Origin of the sequence: Streptomyces sp. NBC_01304 (assembly GCF_035975855.1) — a bacterium.
Lineage (GTDB): Bacteria > Actinomycetota > Actinomycetes > Streptomycetales > Streptomycetaceae > Streptomyces.
In genome coordinates, this window is sequence record NZ_CP109055.1 from 9,742,035 (window position 1) to 9,757,968 (window position 15,934).

Genomic DNA, 15,934 nt, shown 5'->3' on the forward strand with positions numbered 1-15,934 from the left:
CGGCCTCAGCTCTCGTCGCTCGCGGCGGGCCCGGTGGATTCGGCTGGTTCGGTGGGCTTGGCGGCCTCGGCCGGTGCGGTGGGCCCGACCGGCGCGGCGGGCGGGGCGGGCTTTTCGAGGGGCGTGCCGTCGCGCTGGTGCGGCGGCGCGGCGTGCAGGCTGTCGAAGCGTTTCATCCGGTCGAGGACCGCCTCGGCGGTGGGACGGTGCATCTCGTCGACGATCCGCCCGTCCGCGAGGAACAGCGCCAGGTCCGAGTGACCGGCCGCGCCCGGATCGTGGGTGACCATGACGACGGTCTGGCCCAACTGGTCGACGGCCTCGCGCAGGAAGCCGAGCACTTCCAGGCCGGCCCGCGAGTCGAGATTTCCCGTGGGCTCGTCCGCGAAGATCAGCTCGGGCCGCGAGGCGAGCGCCCGCGCGCACGCCACGCGCTGCTGCTGGCCGCCGGAGAGCTGGGCGGGCCGGTGGTTCAGGCGGTCGCGCAGGCCGAGCGTGTCGATGACCTGCTCCAGCCACGCCTGGTCGGGCTTGCGGCCCGCGATGTCCATGGGCAGCGTGATGTTCTCCGCGGCGCTGAGCGTGGGCAGCAGGTTGAAGGCCTGGAACATGAAGCCGATCCGGTCCCGGCGCAGCCGCGTCAGCTGCCGCTCCTTCAACCCGGTGATCTCGGTGTCGCCCAGCCAGACCTGCCCCGCGGACACCGAGTCGAGCCCGGCCAGGCAGTGCATCAGCGTGGACTTCCCCGAGCCCGAGGGCCCCATGACCGCGGTGAACCGGCCGCGCGCGATGTCCACGTCGACCGCGTCCAGCGCGAGCACGGTGGTCTCACCGGTGCCGTACGCCTTGGTGAGCCCTCGGGCTCGCGCCGCTGTCCCATTGGCCCCGGCAAGGCCGCCGGTACTCTCTGCAGCAGGTGTGGACAAGGCCGCCTCCCCTGGTTCCAGGCCGTCCCAACTCCCGTACAAGCAGAGAGAGTAGAGGGATCCAGTGGTCCACCGGTATCCCTCCCAGGTCGGTACCCTGAGACGCGTGTAAGGGGCACCCGGATCCCGTTCCGGGCTGCCCTTGCCGGTGCTAGCGCGTCGGCGCTAGCTTGAGAGTGTGGCCAAGACTCAGCTGAACGTACGCGTCGACGAACAGACCGCCAGAGCGGCCCGCGAGCGCGCGCTGGCGCGGGGCATGAGTGTGAACCGCTATATCGAGGAGCTCGTCCGGCAGGACGTTGGCGAGTTGGGACAGACGTTCGTCGACGCTGCCGCGGACTTCATGAAGCAGTACGAGACGGTCTTCGCCGAGGAGTTCGCGGAGGCGGAGCCGCCATCGGCCCGGCCTGGGCGGTCGCCGGTCGGCCCCGAGCGGGCGCCGCGCGAGGGCCGGCGTTGAATCTGAAGATCGACCTTGCCTGGCTCCTCATGATCGCCGAGCAGAAGACACCGTCCGACCCTCAAGTCACCGACTGGGGCTCGCTGGTGGCCGCCGTGAGCCGACACGACGCGGAGATATTCGGGACCCCCGTCTACGACGACCCGCACACGCGGGCCGCCGCCCTGCTGCAACAACTGCTGCACATCCCGGCGTTGGAACGCTCCAACGCCATGTTCGCCTCGGCCGTCGCGTACGCCTATCTCGTCGCCAGCGGCCTCAAGGTCGCCACGACGCCCGAGCAGGTGCGGGAGCTGGCCCGCCTGGTGAAGGACGGCGCGGCGGGGGTGCGGGAGATCGCGGCGGAGCTGCGGAGGTGGAGCCTTTGAGGTCCGGGGCTCCAGGGCGCTGTTAGCTCTTCGGGACCTCGGTCTCCCGGGCTTCGGGCGGTCGGATCGCCGAGCCGAGCACGCAGAACGACGAAGGCAGCCGCGGGCCCTTCTCCGGCACCATGACCCGCCGGTAGTCGCCGAGACCGAACCCCGCGGCCTCCATCGCGTCGAGGGGCTCCCGCGCCACGTGGCAGCCGCCGAACAGCAGCGGCCACACCGTGCGGTCCAGGCCCTTCTGCGCGGCGATCATCCCCCGGCCCGCCGGGGCCCGGCCGTGCTCGAAGAAGCGCAGCTGACCGCCCGGCCGCAGCACCCGCCGCACCTCGGCCAGGGCCCGCGACACATCGCGCACGCTGCACAGCACCAGGGAGAGCACCGCCGCGTCGAACGCCTCGCTCTTGACCGGCAGGGCCTCCGCCGCGCCCGGCACCACATCGACCGGCACCTCGGCGCGCGACGCGGCCTCCACCGCCAACTGCCGTAGCATCCGCTCGGGTTCGATCGCCACGACCTCGGACACGGCGGACGGGTAGTGGGCGAAGTTGAGTCCGTTGCCCGCGCCGATCTCGATGACCCGGCCGCTGAGCCCGGCGAGGAGCTCCTCGCGGTGGCGTCCGATCACCTTCTCGGCGCTCGCGCTCTGCCAGGCGTAGAAGCGGGCGAACAGCGGGTGGTGGACGGCGTCCCTCGGGACTTTGGGGCTGCGTGGCGACATGTGCTGGTCCCTCCTGCGCGGGCGGGGCGGATACCGCGATTGTGCCCGCGCCCGGGACCTCATGACCCGTCAGACGGCAACGAAACAGAACTCGTTGCCCTCGGGGTCGCGCAGCACCTGGAACGACCCCTGCGCATCGGTGACGACGCCGCCGGTCAACTCCGCGCCCAGCGCGACGGCTTCGGCGCCGGCCGCGGCGATGTCTCCGGCGTCCAGGTCGAGGTGCACGCGATTCTTGACTGTCTTGCCCTCGGGGACGCGCTGGAAGGCCAGGCGGGTGAAGCCCTCCACGTCGACGTACGACCAGTCGGCGCTGCGGTCCACGGGGGTGCCGCCGAGGAGGGCGGCCCAGAAGCGGACCAGCTTTGCGGGGTCGGCGCAGTCGAAGACGATCTCGTCGATACGGGCTCGCATGGCGTTGAGGGTACGTGGCCGGGGGTCGGTGCCTTCTTCTGCCCCTCCCCGCCCCTTCCCGTAAGGCTGCGCCCCCTTCCGCCCTGCGGGCGGTGTCCTCAAACGCCGGACGGGCTGAGGGGGACCCAGCTCCCGCCCAGCTCCGCCCCGAGCCAACTGCCCGCCCGCGCCCGGAAGTCCGCGGGGTCCAGGGATCCCGCGCCCTCGGGCAGTGCGCCGAGGAGCGGGGCCCCTGCCGCCACCGGAAGATCCTCCAGGTTGCACCGCTCGGCGAGCCCCGGTGCCGCGGGCAGGCTGCCCACGACGACGCCCGCCTGGCGCAGGCCCCGTGCCCGCAGGGCCTCCGCGGTCAGCGTCGTGATGTTGAGCGTGCCCAGGCCGGCCGCGGCCACCACGAGCACCGGCGCGTCGAGGAGCCGTGCCACGTCCGCCAGCGTCGCCCCCTCGTCGTCGAGCCGCACGAGCAGGCCGCCCGCGCCCTCGACCAGCACGAGATCGTGCGAGGCGGCCAACTCGGCCACCGCGTCGGCGATGTCCTGCGGCCGGACCGGTGCCATGCCCGAGCGCCGGGCCGCGGTGTTGGGCGCCAACGGCTCGGGGTAGCGGGCGAGTTCAAGCGTCGTGACCGCCCCGGCGAGCCGCACCACCTCTTCCGCGTCCCCGCGCTCGCCGGGCGCCACCCCGGTCTGGGCGGGCTTGACCACGGCCACGGACTTCCCGCCCTGCAGCGCGACCGCGGCCACCGCGGCGGTCGTCACTGTCTTGCCGATCTCGGTCCCGGTCCCGCTGATCACGAGTACTGCCATGTCCTGCCTTTCGTAAAGCTGCCGTATCCCGTGCCCCGCAGGGGCGCGGGGAACTGCGCGAACGGCCCCCACCGGCCTGCAGATGACGAACTACCGAGTCCTGAACCGAGTCCTGAACCGAGTCCTGAACCGGTTCCGGAAGCCGGGAAAGACCGACTCAACCTCGCACGGCAGCGGAGCGCACCGCTCGGCAGATCCGTGCCAGATCCCCGTCCCCGGTGACGTACGGCGGCATCGTGTAGATCAGATCGCGGAACGGCCGCACCCACACGCCCTCGCGCACCGCGGCCCGCGTGGCCGCCTCCATGTCCACCGGGTGGTCGAGCTGGACCACGCCGATCGCGCCGAGCACCCGCACATCGGCGACCCCCGGCAGCTCAGCGACCTCCGCGAGCCCGTCGCGCAGGCCGGTCTCGATCCGCTTGACCTCGGTCTGCCAGTCCTGGGCGAGCAGCAGGCCGAGCGAGGCGTCGGCGACCGCGCACGCCAGGGGATTGCCCATGAACGTCGGCCCGTGGGCCAGGACCGGCACCTCGCCCCGCGAGATGCCGTCCGCGACCCGCGACGTGCACAAGGTCGCGGCCAACGACATGTAGCCGCCGGTCAGGGCCTTGCCCACACACATCACATCGGGGCTCACCGCCGCATGGTCGGCCGCGAACAGCGCGCCCGTGCGGCCGAAACCGGTCGCGATCTCGTCGAAGACGAGCAGCACGTCGTGTGCGTCGCACGCCTCGCGCAGGACCCGCAGGTACTCGGGGGAGTGGAAGCGCATCCCGCCCGCGCCCTGCACGACCGGCTCCACGATCACCGCCGCGAGCTCGTCCGCGTACCGCCCGATCCGCTCACGGAGCAGCTCGGCGTACGCCTCGTCGAAGACGGCGGGCGGCGGGTCGGCGAACACCTGCCGGGGCAGCGCCCCCGACCACAGCTCGTGCATGCCGCCTTCGGGGTCGCACACCGACATGGGCTGCCAGGTGTCGCCGTGATAGCCGCCGCGCCAGGTGAACAGGCGCTTCTTCTCGGGCCGACCGAGCGAGCGCCAGTACTGCAGGCACATCTTGATGGCGACCTCGACCGACACGGACCCCGAGTCGCAGAGGAAGACATGCTCCAGGCCGTCCGGCGACATGTCGACAAGCCGCTTCGAGAGCCGCACGGCGGGCTCGTGCGTGAGCCCGCCGAACATCACATGGCTCATCTTCTCCAGCTGGCCACGGACCGCGTCGTTGAGCACGGGGTGGTTGTAGCCGTGGATGGCCGACCACCAGGACGACATGCCGTCGACCAGCTCGGCGCCGTCCGCGAGGCGCAGCCGCACCCCGGAAGCGGAATCGACCACGAGGGGTTCCTGCCGGCCCGGCATCGGTCCGTACGGGTGCCACACGTGCTTGCGGTCGAGGGCGAGCAGGTCGTGCACGGGCAGCCCAGGCAGTCCGGGAAGGTGCTGTGCGGGGAGCTGGTCAGGCATTGGGTGCGAGGTCCGTTCCCGCGCCCCGGCGACGTACCGCCACCAGGTCCGTCCGCGCGGCCGGCACCTCGGCCGGGGCCGGGGCCGCGTCCTGGGCCGAAGCGGAATCCTCGTCGGCGGCGCCCGGACCGCACGGCCCGCAGCCCCCGCCCGCATGCGAACCGCAGCCGCTGCTCTCGTGCGAACCGCAGCCACCGGACCCGGCACCGGACTCGTGCGAGCCGCACCCGGCCGCCGCGATCGCGTCCGCCCGGTGCTCGGGCAGCGTCACCGTGCCCGCGCCCTCCACCTCGAACCCGGCGTCCGCGATCATGTCGAGGTCCGCCTGGCCCGCCTGGCCCTCACTGGTCAGGTAGTCGCCGAGGAAGATCGAGTTGGCCAGGTGCAGCGCGAGCGGCTGCAGCGTGCGCAGATGGACCTCGCGCCCGCCCGCGAGCCGTACCTCCACGTCCGGGCAGACGAAGCGGACCATCGCGAGGATGCGCAGCGCGCGCTGCGGCGTGAGGTTCCACTCCTTGGCGAGCGGCGTGCCCTCGAACGGGATGAGGAAGTTGACCGGCACCGAGTCGGGGTCGAGCTCGCGCAGCGAGAACACGACGTCGACCAGGTCGTCGTCGCTCTCGCCCATGCCCGCGATCAGACCCGAGCAGGCCGACAGGCCCGCGGCCTGCGCCTGGTGCACGGTGTCCACGCGGTCCGCATAGGTGTGCGTGGTCGTGATGTCCCCGTACGTCCCCTCGGACGTGTTCAGGTTGTGGTTGTACGCGTCCGCCCCGGCCTCGCGCAGCCGGCCGGCCTGGCCCTCGGAGAGCAGACCGAGGCAGGCGCACACCTCGACGCCCTCGTTCTGCTCCTTGATCGCCTCAATGGTCTTGGAGACCCGGTCGACGTCGCGGTCCGTCGGGCCGCGCCCGCTCGCCACCAGGCAGACCCGCTTGGCGCCGCCCGCGACACCGGCGGCCGCGGCCTTGGACGCCTCGTCCGGCTTCAGCCACGTGTACTTGAGGATCTCGGCCTTCGACCCGAGCCGCTGCGAGCAGTAGGAGCAGTCCTCGGGACAGAGCCCCGACTTCAGATTCACCAGGTAGTTCAGCTTCACCCGCCGCCCGAACCACTGCCTGCGCACCTTCCCGGCCGCGGCCACCACATCGAGCAGCTCGTCGTCGGAGGTCGCCAGCACGGCGAGCGCCTCTGCGCGGGTCGGCAGCTCGCGCCGAAGCCCCTTGTCCACCAGCGTGTTCAGCAGGTCCATGAGGTCAGATCCTGGCTTACGTCCCCGCCCCCGGCCAAGTGGGAACCTCACAAGAGATCGCGTCCGAGGTGTGGGTATCGCCACACCCTGACCAGGCGGTCGCGCCGCTAGGGTCTGTTGACTGCCGACAAAAGCACGTGCTCATCAGGCACCAGGACCCGAGGGACGGCCGATGCACCGCGAGGCGACAGACCAGGAACCCGCCGAGGCCCCCTTCGGCTGGATCGACGAGCAGGCCGAGCAGCGCCGCCGCGCGGGCCTGGTCCGCACCCTGCGCCCGCGCCCCGCAGCCTCGGACCTGCTGGACCTCGCGAGCAACGACTATCTGGGCCTCGCCCACCACCCCGAGGTCACCGAGGGCGCGGCCGGGGCCGCCCGGCTCTGGGGCGCGGGCGCGACCGGCTCCCGTCTGGTCACCGGCACCACGGAGCTGCACGCCGAACTCGAGCGGGAGCTGGCCGAGTTCTGCGGCTTCGAGGCGGCCCTGGTCCTTTCCTCCGGGTACGCCGCCAACCTCGCCGCCGTCACCGCGCTCGCCCCGCACGGCTCGCTGCTCGTCTCCGACGCGGGCAACCACGCCTCGCTCATCGACGGCTGCCGGCTCGCGCGCGCAGCCACCTCGGTGGCCGCGCACGCCGACGTCGACGCCTTCGCCAAGGCCCTCGACGGTCACCGCGGGCCCGCCCTCGCCGTCACCGACTCCGTCTTCTCCGTCGATGGCGACGCGGCCCCGCTGCCCGAACTGGCCGCCACTTGCCGGGAGTTCGGCGCCGGGCTGCTCCTCGACGACGCGCACGGCCTGGGCGTCCTCGGCGAGGGCGGCCGGGGCGCGGCGCACGCGGCGGGGCTCGCGGGCGACGCGGACGTGGTCGCCACGCTCACCCTGTCCAAGTCCCTCGGCAGCCAGGGTGGCGCGGTCCTCGGCCCCGCGAAGGTGATCCAGCACCTGGTCAACACGGCCCGCACCTTCATCTTCGACACGGGCCTGGCCCCGGCCGCGACCGGCGCCGCCCTCGCCGCCCTGCGCCTGCTGCGCCGCGAGCCCGGGCGGGCGGCGCGGGCCCGCGAGGTGGCGGCGGCGCTGCACGGGCAGCTCGCGGCGGCAGGGCTCCAGGCGGTACGTCCCGACGCCGCGGTCGTCTCCGTACGCGCGCCCTCGCCCGAGCAGGCCGTGCAGTGGGCGGCCGACTGCCGGGCGGCAGGCCTCTACGTCGGCTGCTTCCGGCCGCCGTCCGTGCCCGACGGCATCTCCCGGCTCCGGCTCACCGCCCGCGCGGACCTCACGGAGGCGCAGATCGCAGAGGCGGTGCGGACGATCGTCCGCACCGCCCCGTAGGCGTCACCTTGCGCTCGGAACTCTGGGAACTCCCGGAACTCTGGGAGCTCTGGGAGCTTTCAGAACTCCTCGCCTCGGACGGCGTCGAGGAAGGCGTTCCAGACCGTGGGCGGGAAGAGCAGGGCCGGCCCCGTGGTGCGCTTCGAATCGCGTACCGCGAGCAGCCCGGCCAGCGGGCCCGCATGCAGGCCGCAGGCCTCCACGCAGTTGTTCATTCCTGTGCTGCGGCTGCTGCGCAGCCAAGAGGCGCTGTGCGTCGTTTCGTTCAGAGAAGTGCTGGAGTCGTTCAGGGAAGTGCTTGAGGGTACGTACCGAGGCAGTGCATACATGGTGCCTCCTTACGCGCCGTCTCCGATCCCGGCGATGAAATCCAACGTGTCCTCGGCCGAAAGAGCGTGCTCCTGAAGGGAGGTGAAGGCCTCGCTGTAGTCCTTGAGGTCTTCTTTCCGCTCGAGGTAGAGGCTACTCGTCAAGTGGTCTAGAACAACCACATCCAGATCAGCAATGTTCGGAAAGGAGAAGATTACGAAAGGCCCCGTGAGGCCGATATGGGCCCCGGCGGCAAAGGGCAGCACGTGCAGCCGCACATGGGGGAGCCGTCCCGCCTCGACCAGGGAGTGCAATTGCCGCGTCATCACCCGGTACCCGCCCACCGGCCGCCGCAGCACCGCCTCGTCCAGGATCGCCGCCAGTTCGAGCGGCGGATCCGGGCGATCCGTGCGCAGCACCTCCTGCCGGGCGATCCGCACCTCCACCAGTGAGTCGACCTGGTCCTGCGGCATCCCGTCCAGCGCGGCCCGGGTCACCGCACGCGCATAGTCGGGGGTCTGCAGCAGGCCCGGCACGACAGAGGTCTCCAGGGTGCGCATCCGGCAGGCCTGCGCCTCCAGGCTGATGAAGTCCCGGTAAGCGGGCGGCAGTAACGCCTTGTAGGCGTGCCACCATTGATGCCGGGCCGCACTGTCGCCGTCCGCGCCCGCCAACGCCTCGAGCAGCGCCCGCAGTTGGGGATCACTCACCTCGTACGCGTCGAGCAGCAACAGCACATCGGCGGACTTGACCGCGCTGCGCCCGGTCTCGATCCGGCTCACCTTCGACTGGTGCCAGCCGACCAACTCCGCGGCCGCGCCGCTGGTCAGCCCCGCGCGTCCGCGCAGTGCACGCAGCTCGGCACCCAGCTTGCGACGGCGTACCGCGGGACCGTACTGCATGCCCTGGCTCCTTCCGGTCAAGGCTGTGAACGTCGTTGATGCGTCGTTGATGCGTCGTTGAAGCATCGTTGAAGCGTCGGTGGAACTTCGATGGGTCAGTCTGCCTCGCAAATACGGTCTTCCGTAGCAGAGTTCACCGCTTCGAGCGACAGATATATGCATATCTTGGGGGATCGGCCACCGTGACCGACTAGGTAGTGGCAGTCTGGCGCGAAGCACCAGTCCGGGGCCGTCCGTGGTTGCTCGTTCATCGGCTATTGCCGGAGCCCGGCCCCGGTGGGAAAGGGACAGCGTCGCCATGGCAGATCATCAGGAAGCATCCGTCACTCTGCCGAGCGATGCCGCCTCGGTGTCCGCGGCACGGAAATACGTCAGCGGAGTGCTCACGGAGTGGGGACTGCCCGACGACGCCGAAGTGGCCGACACGGTAAGGCTGATCGTCTCCGAACTCGCGACCAACGCCGTCCAGCACACCCTGGGCCAGTCGCCCACGTTCACCGTGGACCTCGAACTCGACCGCGACGAGCAGCTGCGGATCGGCGTCACCGACAGCCATCCGCGCTTCCCCCGCCGGCTGCCCGCGGCGGTCCAGCAGGACAACGGCCGGGGAATGGTGATCATCCGCTGGCTCACGAAGGAGTGCGGCGGGCAGCTGTCGGTCCGGGCGACGCCGGAGGGCGGGAAGACCGTCTGGATCGCGCTGCCTTGGTCGGTGCCTGTTCAGGGGTGAGGGGGCGGGGGTTCCGGAGGGCGGCGGCGGGCGGCGGCTGGGCGGCTGGGGCGGCTGGGGCGGGGTGGCGCGGAGGCTGGAGGGGCGGAGGCCGGGGTGGCCGGGGGCGGCCCGGGGTGGCCGGGGCGCGGAGGCGGCTGGCGGGGCGGAGGCCGTCGGCGGGCGGGGCGGCGGGCGGCGGGCGGCGGGCAGGCGGGAGCGGGCGGCGGGGGCGGCCGGGGGCGGCGGGCGACCGAGGGCGGCCGGGGGTCGGCGGGCGAGGGGACGGCCGGCCGGCGGCACCGGCGGAGGGCGGGTGATGGTCAAGTGGGGGATAAGGGGCACTTTTGCGTCTGGTTTGTCCCGGTTTTGGTGCCCCGTTTCCCCCACTTAGCGGCCCACGGGGCGAGTTAGGCCCCCGTCGGGCGGCCGAACGCTCCCCGGAGTAGGGCCCGGAGGGTGGACGCGGCCGGGCTCGGGGCGTCGGCGCGGCGGACGAGGGAGATCGTGCGGCGCAGGTCGCCGGGCGCCAGGCGGCGTACGCCGACCGGGGCGACTGCCATCCGGGCCACCATCTCGGGGACTGCCGCGACGCCGAGGCCCGCGCTGGCCAGGGCGCAGACCACCGCGTAGCCCGGCGTTTCCACGACCACCGACGGCGTCGCCCCCGCCTCCGCCAACGCCCGTTCCACGCCCCGGCGTCGGGGGTGGGAGGGGGCCATGCTGATCAGCGGCTGGCCGGCCAGGTCCGCGAGCGGGAGGCGGCCCGTACCGGCGGCCAGGGCGTGCCCCGGCGCCGTCACCAGGACCAGCTCCTCGACCAGGAGCACCTCGGCCGCGACCGCCGCCGGCAGCGGCTCCGGCTCGCCCGGCTCGTACGCGTGCGTCAGCGCCAGATCGCACTCGCCGCTCGCCACCGCCGAGACGCCGGACGGCGGTTCGTACTCCCTGATCGCCAACTCCACGTCGGGATGCGCCCGTCGGAATGCGCTCAGCGCGGGCGGCAGCAGATGCATCCCCGCCGTCGGGAACGTGCCGATCCGCAGCCGGCCCCCGGAGAGCCCCGTCAGCCGCGCCAGCTCGTGCCGCGCCCGGTCCATCTCGTCGAGGACCGTCCGGGCCCGCGCCACCAAGAGCTCGCCCGCGGCCGTGAGCCGCGCCCCGCGATGATGCCGTACGAGCAGCGCGGCCCCCGCCTCCCGCTCCAGCTTCGCCAGCTGCTGGGAGAGCGCGGGCGGCGTATAGCCGAGGCGCTGCGCGGCCCGCGTGATGGACCCGGCCTCCGCGACCGCGACGAGCGCGGCAAGGCGCGTGGGATCGTACATAAAGAGATTCTTTAGGCAGACCCTCAAGATCGCAAATACCTGCTGAAGGCTCGCAGCAGGCAGAGTCGAAGGCATGGACGCCCAACTTCTCGCCTTCACCGGCATTTCCCTGAGCATGGTCGCGATGCCGGGTGCGGATTTCGCCGTGGTCGTGCGCAACGCCCTCGTCTCGCGGCGGGCGGGCGCCGCCTGCGCCGCCGGGATCGCGGCCGGGCTCCTGGTGCACACCGCGCTGGCCGTCGGCGGGGTCGCGGCGGTCCTTGCGGCGGTGCCCACGCTGTTCCGCGCGCTGCAGCTGATCGGTGGGGCGTACGTCCTCTACCTGGGGCTGCGAGCTCTGCAGTCCGCACTGCGCAAGCGGGAGAGCGGGGCCTTCGAGGTGAGTGGCGAGCCGCTGGGCGCGGCGCTGAGTCTGCGGCAGGGCTTTCTCACCAACGCCCTCAACCCGAAGGCGTCCATCACGTTCCTGAGCGTGCTGCCGCAGTTCGTGCCCGCCGGCAGCCCGCCCCTGCCGCGCACCCTGCTGCTCGCGGCGATCGTCGTCGGGCTGGCGGCGGTGTGGTTCCAGGCGGTGGCGCTCCTGGTGGACCGCCTCGGCCGGTGGCTGCGCCGGCCGCGTACCGCCCGCGCGATTGAGGCGTTCAGCGGGACCGCGCTCGTCGCCCTGGGTGCGTCCCTCCTGATCGCCCCGCTGCTCGGCTGAAGGAGGCCCGCCGGGACGGCCCACGAGGGAGGGTTCAGGCGAGTCCGCGCTCCACGGCGCTGCGCTCGACACAGAACTCGTTGCCCTCGGGGTCGGTCATCGTGACCCAGCCCAGTCCGTCCGCGGTGCGGTGATCCTCGAAGATCTTCGCGCCGAGACCGGTCAGGCGCTCCACCTCGGCATCCCGCGTGCCCGTGGGCGGCTGGATGTCGAGGTGGAGCCGGTTCTTCGCGGATTTGTCCTCCGGTACGCGGATGAACAGCAGCCCCGGCACGCCCGGTTGCCCGGACTCGAGCAGCACCTCCGCGTCCCCCGGTTCGTCGTCGTCCGTGATCCGGTATCCGGTAAGCGCGGACCAGAACTGCGCGAGGGTGTACGGGTCATGGGCGTCGACGGTGATGTGCCGGACCGGGTTCAGGTAGGACATGGGGCCTCGCAGGGCTCGTTGAGAAGCGGGCTGACGGTTGGTCAACCTAGTGCCGCCGAGGAGCCCTGGCCAGGCCGGAGCGGGTGGTTCGCGCTGGTCAGCGCACCCTGCCGTACCAGACGCTCTTGGTCCAGATCCTCTCCAGGCGGACCCGTGTACCGGGCTTCGGGGAGTGCCAGATCTTGCCCTTACCGGCGTAGATGCCGACGTGGTAGACGCTGCGGCCCGAGTGGAAGAAGACCAGGTCGCCGCGTTGGCGATTGCCCTTCGAGATGTGCTTGGTCTTGTTGTACTGCTGGGCCGCGGTGCGTGGGAGCTTCTTGCCGGCCTTCTTGAACGAGTAGAGCGTCAGCCCCGAGCAGTCGAAGCGCCGGGGGCCCTCCGCGCCGTACTTGTAGGGCGATCCCTTCTTCGATGCCGCTATCTGCAAGGCCCTGCCGGCCGGTGAGGCCGCCTCGGCGTCGGCCGCGAGGCCAGGAGCCACGATCGTGCTGCCCACCGCCACAAGCGTCAGGGCGGACGCGGTGCCGGCCCTGGTCAGCAGCGACGGGACACACTTCAGCGCAGTCATGCGCAACCCTTCGTCAACCGCCTGTGAAGGATGACCTGTCGGATTCGGGCTACGAAGTCGCCCGGCCGCGTCCCCGCCCCGGCAGCAACTGCCGGGCCGTGCACGCGACTTCACCCCAAGGGGCCGGTTGCGCCCCGTCGTGCTCGGGTCCTCCACTCCTGCCGGTCCACCGTGTCGACCTGGCATCCGGGCGGCGGCAGGACTCGGCGTCCGCCCGGACCGCCCCGCCGCTGTGGCGGGGGCTTGTCGTCGGAAGGGATCTTGACGCAACAGTGCCGGTAATTCCGAGCCGAATCGGCGCTATGTGAGGCTCCTCACGGCTGACCTGTTCGGGTGGACAACAGCGATTTGCCCCCTGGGTGAGGGGGTCGGAGGACGGCTGCACCTGCAGCGGAACGTCCCATTCCGCCCGCTGCGTACGCGCCCGGCGCAACTCCGCTGCGCTCGCCGGGAGATCATCGACTACGCCATACGAGCGAGCCGAACTGGTCACTCCGGGCCGGGTCGCGGACGGCGGAGTCGCCCCAGAAGGAGCGGCCGGGGCTCAACTGGGGGCATCGGGGGCTCAACTCGCGGCATCGGGCGGCACCATGACCCGCTCCGCCCGGCGCTCCCCGTCGAGTACCCGCATGGCCCGGGCCAGCGTCGGCGCGTGCACCTCGGCCTCGCCCCGCTGATGCATCAGGGTCAGCGCGTCCCGCAGGGCGGTGGCCTTGGCGACCAGGGCCTGGGCCGCCCGCAGCCCGCCGTAGGTGTCGCGGCCGCGCGCGGGGTTGATCCTGCCGAGCAGGTCGACCACTTCGAGGTAGCGGTCCACCACGTCGCCCTCGGCGCGCGTCAGCGCGGGCAGATCGGGCAGTTCCGGTGGCAGCATCGACGCCTCACTTCGAGCCGAGGAGCGTGCCGGACGACTTGCGGTTCTCGACGATCCGGTCCACCAGGCCGTACTCCTTGGCCTGTTGGGCGTCGAGGATCTTGTCCCGCTCGATGTCCGCGGTGACCCGCTCCGGGGACTGGCCGGTGTGCCGGACCAGCATCTCCTCCAACAGGGCGCGCGTGCGCAGCAGTTCATGCGCCTGGATCGCGAGGTCGTCGGCCTGGCCCTGCACCGGCTCCGCGAACGCGGGCTGGTGGATCAGGACACGGGCGCCGGGCAGGGCGAGCCGCTTGCCGGGGGTGCCGGCCGCGAGCAGGACGGCCGCGGCGGAGGCGGCCTGGCCCAGGCAGATCGTCTCCACGTCGCAACTGACGTACCGCATCGTGTCGTAGATCGCCGTCATCGCGCTGAAGGAGCCGCCGGGGGAGTTGATGTAGAGCGAGATGTCCCGGTCCGGTGCGGCGTGTTCGAGGTGCATGAGCTGCGCCATCACGTTGTTCGCCGAGGTGTCGTCGATCGGGGTGCCCAGGAAGACGATGCGCTCGTCGAGCAGCTTCGAGTACGGGTCGAGGGTGCGCAGTCCGCTGCTGGTGCGCTCGGAGAACTCGGGCAGGACGTAGCGGGCGGAGGGGCCCTGGTGTGCGGCTCGCGGGGGGCGGTTCATGGCGTGCTGCTCCTCTCGGTCGAGCTCTGTAAAAAATGTACAGGACGTACATGACGTTATGATGGGGAGCATGGCCTACGAGATTCCGGTGACGCAAGCACGAGCAGAGCTCGCCGACCTCATCAACCGCGTGGTGTACGGCAATGAACGAGTGGTCGTCACCCGCCACGGCAAACCGCTCGTGGCCCTCGTGTCGGCCGCTGACCTGGAACGACTCGAGCAGGCTGCGGAGCCGGTCGAGGACCAGGTGATCAGCGCCGTGTCGACGGTCGGCTCGGCGCCGTCCGCTGCGGGCGAACGGCGCCAGCGCTTCGGGATCGCGGCGGAGCACCGGGGGCCGGACGCCTCGTAGGGCTGGAGAGATCCGGGGGCTCCTCGCGGCGGCGCTGCGGTGATCCCGGCGGCGGCGTGCAAGGAGCGGCGCCGCGCATAAAGAGGGGCGCCGCATATACAAGAAGGCCGTGCGCCCCCGTCCGCTACAGCGGGGAACGCACGGCCGGTCCATGACCCGCGGGCTTCAGCCCACCGATGCGCGCTCCGCGGAGGCGGAGGCGGACGTGGGGGCCGAAGCGGCATCGGAGTCAGCGGCCGATGCCGAGGTGGCCGCCGCCCGCCGCCGCCCGAGCGCCCCGCCCACCAGCACCGCCACCAGGCCGACCCCCGCCCACAGCCCCAGCGTGAGCGCGGGCCCCCCGGCCCGGGCCCCGTCGAAGAACGAAACGGACCGCAGCAGCGAGCCGCCCGCGCCCGGCGGCAGCCACTGACCGATCATCCCGCCCGGTGCCGGCAGCAGCTCGGGTGCGGAGGTCATCCCGGAGAACGGGTTGCCGAGCAGCATGCAGAGCACAGCGCCGACCCCGATCCCCGCCTGCCCGATCAGGGCCGCGAGCCCGGCCACCGTGGCGGACACGGCCAGCGTCGTCAGGCCGAGCACCCCGGCCTCGGCCCACCAGTTGCCGGTCAGCGCGCCGAGCCAGCTGTGGGTGAGCGCGGCCGCGACGATGCCGACCAAGGCCGCCGCACCGAGCAGCGCGAGAGCCGCGCGCAGCCCGCGCAGCCGAAGGAGGGTGACGACGGCGCCGGCCGCGATCCCGGCCAAAGTCATCGGCAGCAGGCTGGAGTTGAGCACCGCGCCGCGCGGGTCCTTCGCCGGGGCGGCCACGACATCGGTGGTCGCCACCGGGGCCCCGTCGGTGGCCTGGGCACTCACGGCCTGCTGCAGGAGCTGGGCGACCAGAGGGCTCGCGGCCGTCGCGGTGAGGAGCTTCGGCCCGCGTTCGGTGACGACGATCGCGCCGTATACGGTCCGGTCCTCGATCGCGTCGCGGGCGGCGGCCTCGTCGGCGTACCGGTGGATCTCGAACGCGCCCTCCCGCTCCTCCAGCCCGTGCTGCACCCCGCTCGCCGCCGCGGCGGGCCCGGCCACGCCGAGCGGCAGGTCGCGGGGCGCGGTACGTGCGGCGGGCCAGGCGAAGGCCCACAGGGCGAACGCCACGATGACGGGGACCAGCACGACGACCGCGGCCATGCGCCGGGCTGCCGGGGGTGCGGATGTTGCGGAAGACATGACGCCTCTCCAAGTACTGAGCGCGTGGGCTGCGAGGGTTTTATAGCGAAGGATCGTTCGTTTTATGTCGTGCCGACACTGTGCTTCGGCCCCGCTCGCTTGTCAAGAAGGAATGTTCGTTTTACGTTG

The 15,934-nt window shown here is 72.1% G+C and carries 20 protein-coding genes; 6 read left to right on the forward strand and 14 right to left on the reverse strand.

Annotated features, from left to right (window positions below):
* Nucleotides 1–5: 5 nt before the first annotated feature.
* Nucleotides 6–926: an ABC transporter ATP-binding protein gene (locus tag OG430_RS43390; protein WP_327358170.1), complete on the reverse strand. Its 921-nt coding sequence runs from the start codon at nucleotides 924–926 to the stop codon at nucleotides 6–8.
* A 178-nt stretch (nucleotides 927–1,104) separates the two neighbouring features.
* Between OG430_RS43390 and OG430_RS43395 the strand changes: the two genes are divergently transcribed.
* Nucleotides 1,105–1,386 (forward strand): toxin-antitoxin system HicB family antitoxin, encoded by a 282-nt coding sequence (locus tag OG430_RS43395; protein ID WP_327358171.1) that lies wholly within the window; start codon nucleotides 1,105–1,107, stop codon nucleotides 1,384–1,386.
* A 29-nt stretch (nucleotides 1,387–1,415) separates the two neighbouring features.
* Complete coding sequence (locus tag OG430_RS43400; RefSeq protein WP_442816770.1) at nucleotides 1,416–1,754, forward strand: fic family toxin-antitoxin system, toxin component; 339 nt, start codon at nucleotides 1,416–1,418, stop codon at nucleotides 1,752–1,754.
* 22 nt (nucleotides 1,755–1,776) lie between these two features.
* Here the strand turns inward: OG430_RS43400 and OG430_RS43405 are convergent, their stop codons facing one another.
* The 5 genes from OG430_RS43405 to bioB form a co-directional block, all read right to left on the reverse strand.
* On the reverse strand, nucleotides 1,777–2,472 hold the full coding sequence (locus OG430_RS43405) for a class I SAM-dependent methyltransferase (protein ID WP_327358173.1): 696 nt from the start codon (nucleotides 2,470–2,472) through the stop codon (nucleotides 1,777–1,779).
* A 69-nt stretch (nucleotides 2,473–2,541) separates the two neighbouring features.
* On the reverse strand, nucleotides 2,542–2,886 hold the full coding sequence (locus tag OG430_RS43410) for a VOC family protein (RefSeq protein WP_327358174.1): 345 nt from the start codon (nucleotides 2,884–2,886) through the stop codon (nucleotides 2,542–2,544).
* 98 nt (nucleotides 2,887–2,984) lie between these two features.
* Nucleotides 2,985–3,692: a dethiobiotin synthase gene (bioD, locus tag OG430_RS43415; RefSeq protein WP_327358175.1), complete on the reverse strand. Its 708-nt coding sequence runs from the start codon at nucleotides 3,690–3,692 to the stop codon at nucleotides 2,985–2,987.
* Nucleotides 3,693–3,849: 157 nt separating this feature from the next.
* On the reverse strand, nucleotides 3,850–5,163 hold the full coding sequence (locus tag OG430_RS43420; protein WP_327358176.1) for an adenosylmethionine--8-amino-7-oxononanoate transaminase: 1,314 nt from the start codon (nucleotides 5,161–5,163) through the stop codon (nucleotides 3,850–3,852).
* Entirely contained in the window at nucleotides 5,156–6,415 is a 1,260-nt protein-coding gene (gene bioB / locus OG430_RS43425; protein ID WP_327358177.1) for a biotin synthase BioB, read from the reverse strand. Before bioB ends, OG430_RS43420 begins: the two co-directional genes overlap by 8 nt.
* Nucleotides 6,416–6,587: 172 nt before the next feature.
* Between bioB and OG430_RS43430 the strand changes: the two genes are divergently transcribed.
* Nucleotides 6,588–7,751, forward strand: a complete 1,164-nt coding sequence (locus OG430_RS43430) for an 8-amino-7-oxononanoate synthase (protein ID WP_327358178.1) — start codon at nucleotides 6,588–6,590, stop codon at nucleotides 7,749–7,751.
* A gap of 59 nt (nucleotides 7,752–7,810) precedes the next feature.
* On the opposite strand, the gene OG430_RS43435 is transcribed toward OG430_RS43430, so the two are convergent.
* Together OG430_RS43435 and OG430_RS43440 are read right to left on the reverse strand one after the other, a co-directional pair.
* The gene (locus tag OG430_RS43435) at nucleotides 7,811–8,080 is read right to left on the reverse strand and encodes a DUF397 domain-containing protein (protein WP_327358179.1); all 270 of its coding nucleotides are present in this window, start codon (nucleotides 8,078–8,080) and stop codon (nucleotides 7,811–7,813) included.
* 9 nt (nucleotides 8,081–8,089) lie between these two features.
* Nucleotides 8,090–8,962 (reverse strand): helix-turn-helix domain-containing protein, encoded by an 873-nt coding sequence (locus OG430_RS43440; protein ID WP_327358180.1) that lies wholly within the window; start codon nucleotides 8,960–8,962, stop codon nucleotides 8,090–8,092.
* A gap of 298 nt (nucleotides 8,963–9,260) precedes the next feature.
* On the opposite strand from OG430_RS43440, the gene OG430_RS43445 reads away from it, so the two are divergent.
* Complete coding sequence (locus OG430_RS43445; RefSeq protein ID WP_327358181.1) at nucleotides 9,261–9,692, forward strand: ATP-binding protein; 432 nt, start codon at nucleotides 9,261–9,263, stop codon at nucleotides 9,690–9,692.
* A 389-nt stretch (nucleotides 9,693–10,081) separates the two neighbouring features.
* Here the strand turns inward: OG430_RS43445 and OG430_RS43450 are convergent, their stop codons facing one another.
* Nucleotides 10,082–10,996, reverse strand: a complete 915-nt coding sequence (locus OG430_RS43450; protein ID WP_327358182.1) for a LysR family transcriptional regulator — start codon at nucleotides 10,994–10,996, stop codon at nucleotides 10,082–10,084.
* A 73-nt stretch (nucleotides 10,997–11,069) separates the two neighbouring features.
* Between OG430_RS43450 and OG430_RS43455 the strand changes: the two genes are divergently transcribed.
* On the forward strand, nucleotides 11,070–11,699 hold the full coding sequence (locus tag OG430_RS43455; RefSeq protein WP_327358183.1) for a LysE family translocator: 630 nt from the start codon (nucleotides 11,070–11,072) through the stop codon (nucleotides 11,697–11,699).
* A gap of 34 nt (nucleotides 11,700–11,733) precedes the next feature.
* On the opposite strand, the gene OG430_RS43460 is transcribed toward OG430_RS43455, so the two are convergent.
* From OG430_RS43460 to OG430_RS43475, 4 genes are all read right to left on the reverse strand, one after another.
* Entirely contained in the window at nucleotides 11,734–12,126 is a 393-nt protein-coding gene (locus OG430_RS43460; RefSeq protein WP_327358184.1) for a VOC family protein, read from the reverse strand.
* Between the two features lie 97 nt (nucleotides 12,127–12,223).
* A complete protein-coding gene (locus OG430_RS43465; RefSeq protein ID WP_327358185.1) occupies nucleotides 12,224–12,697 on the reverse strand; it encodes a C40 family peptidase in 474 nt (157 codons plus the stop codon).
* A gap of 565 nt (nucleotides 12,698–13,262) precedes the next feature.
* A complete protein-coding gene (locus tag OG430_RS43470) occupies nucleotides 13,263–13,571 on the reverse strand; it encodes a hypothetical protein (RefSeq protein WP_327358186.1) in 309 nt (102 codons plus the stop codon).
* Between the two features lie 7 nt (nucleotides 13,572–13,578).
* Nucleotides 13,579–14,238 carry an ATP-dependent Clp protease proteolytic subunit gene (locus OG430_RS43475; protein WP_327358187.1) on the reverse strand — a complete coding sequence of 220 codons (660 nt, stop codon included), beginning with the start codon at nucleotides 14,236–14,238 and terminating at the stop codon, nucleotides 13,579–13,581.
* Nucleotides 14,239–14,308: 70 nt separating this feature from the next.
* On the opposite strand from OG430_RS43475, the gene OG430_RS43480 reads away from it, so the two are divergent.
* Nucleotides 14,309–14,590: a type II toxin-antitoxin system Phd/YefM family antitoxin gene (locus OG430_RS43480; RefSeq protein WP_327358188.1), complete on the forward strand. Its 282-nt coding sequence runs from the start codon at nucleotides 14,309–14,311 to the stop codon at nucleotides 14,588–14,590.
* A 165-nt stretch (nucleotides 14,591–14,755) separates the two neighbouring features.
* Here the strand turns inward: OG430_RS43480 and OG430_RS43485 are convergent, their stop codons facing one another.
* On the reverse strand, nucleotides 14,756–15,805 hold the full coding sequence (locus OG430_RS43485; protein WP_327358189.1) for an ABC transporter permease: 1,050 nt from the start codon (nucleotides 15,803–15,805) through the stop codon (nucleotides 14,756–14,758).
* Nucleotides 15,806–15,934 lie beyond the last annotated feature (129 nt).

Coding starts and splice junctions, on each gene's coding strand:
- OG430_RS43400 (WP_442816770.1), top strand. CDS start 1,416: ATGATCGCCGAGCAGAAGACACCGTCCGACCCTCAAGTCACCGACTGG.
- OG430_RS43405 (WP_327358173.1), bottom strand. CDS start 2,472: ATGTCGCCACGCAGCCCCAAAGTCCCGAGGGACGCCGTCCACCACCCG.
- OG430_RS43410 (WP_327358174.1), bottom strand. CDS start 2,886: ATGCGAGCCCGTATCGACGAGATCGTCTTCGACTGCGCCGACCCCGCA.
- bioD (WP_327358175.1), bottom strand. CDS start 3,692: ATGGCAGTACTCGTGATCAGCGGGACCGGGACCGAGATCGGCAAGACA.
- OG430_RS43420 (WP_327358176.1), bottom strand. CDS start 5,163: ATGCCTGACCAGCTCCCCGCACAGCACCTTCCCGGACTGCCTGGGCTG.
- bioB (WP_327358177.1), bottom strand. CDS start 6,415: ATGGACCTGCTGAACACGCTGGTGGACAAGGGGCTTCGGCGCGAGCTG.
- OG430_RS43430 (WP_327358178.1), top strand. CDS start 6,588: ATGCACCGCGAGGCGACAGACCAGGAACCCGCCGAGGCCCCCTTCGGC.
- OG430_RS43435 (WP_327358179.1), bottom strand. CDS start 8,080: ATGTATGCACTGCCTCGGTACGTACCCTCAAGCACTTCCCTGAACGAC.
- OG430_RS43440 (WP_327358180.1), bottom strand. CDS start 8,962: ATGCAGTACGGTCCCGCGGTACGCCGTCGCAAGCTGGGTGCCGAGCTG.
- OG430_RS43445 (WP_327358181.1), top strand. CDS start 9,261: ATGGCAGATCATCAGGAAGCATCCGTCACTCTGCCGAGCGATGCCGCC.
- OG430_RS43450 (WP_327358182.1), bottom strand. CDS start 10,996: ATGTACGATCCCACGCGCCTTGCCGCGCTCGTCGCGGTCGCGGAGGCC.
- OG430_RS43455 (WP_327358183.1), top strand. CDS start 11,070: ATGGACGCCCAACTTCTCGCCTTCACCGGCATTTCCCTGAGCATGGTC.
- OG430_RS43460 (WP_327358184.1), bottom strand. CDS start 12,126: ATGTCCTACCTGAACCCGGTCCGGCACATCACCGTCGACGCCCATGAC.
- OG430_RS43465 (WP_327358185.1), bottom strand. CDS start 12,697: ATGACTGCGCTGAAGTGTGTCCCGTCGCTGCTGACCAGGGCCGGCACC.
- OG430_RS43470 (WP_327358186.1), bottom strand. CDS start 13,571: ATGCTGCCACCGGAACTGCCCGATCTGCCCGCGCTGACGCGCGCCGAG.
- OG430_RS43475 (WP_327358187.1), bottom strand. CDS start 14,238: ATGAACCGCCCCCCGCGAGCCGCACACCAGGGCCCCTCCGCCCGCTAC.
- OG430_RS43480 (WP_327358188.1), top strand. CDS start 14,309: ATGGCCTACGAGATTCCGGTGACGCAAGCACGAGCAGAGCTCGCCGAC.
- OG430_RS43485 (WP_327358189.1), bottom strand. CDS start 15,805: ATGTCTTCCGCAACATCCGCACCCCCGGCAGCCCGGCGCATGGCCGCG.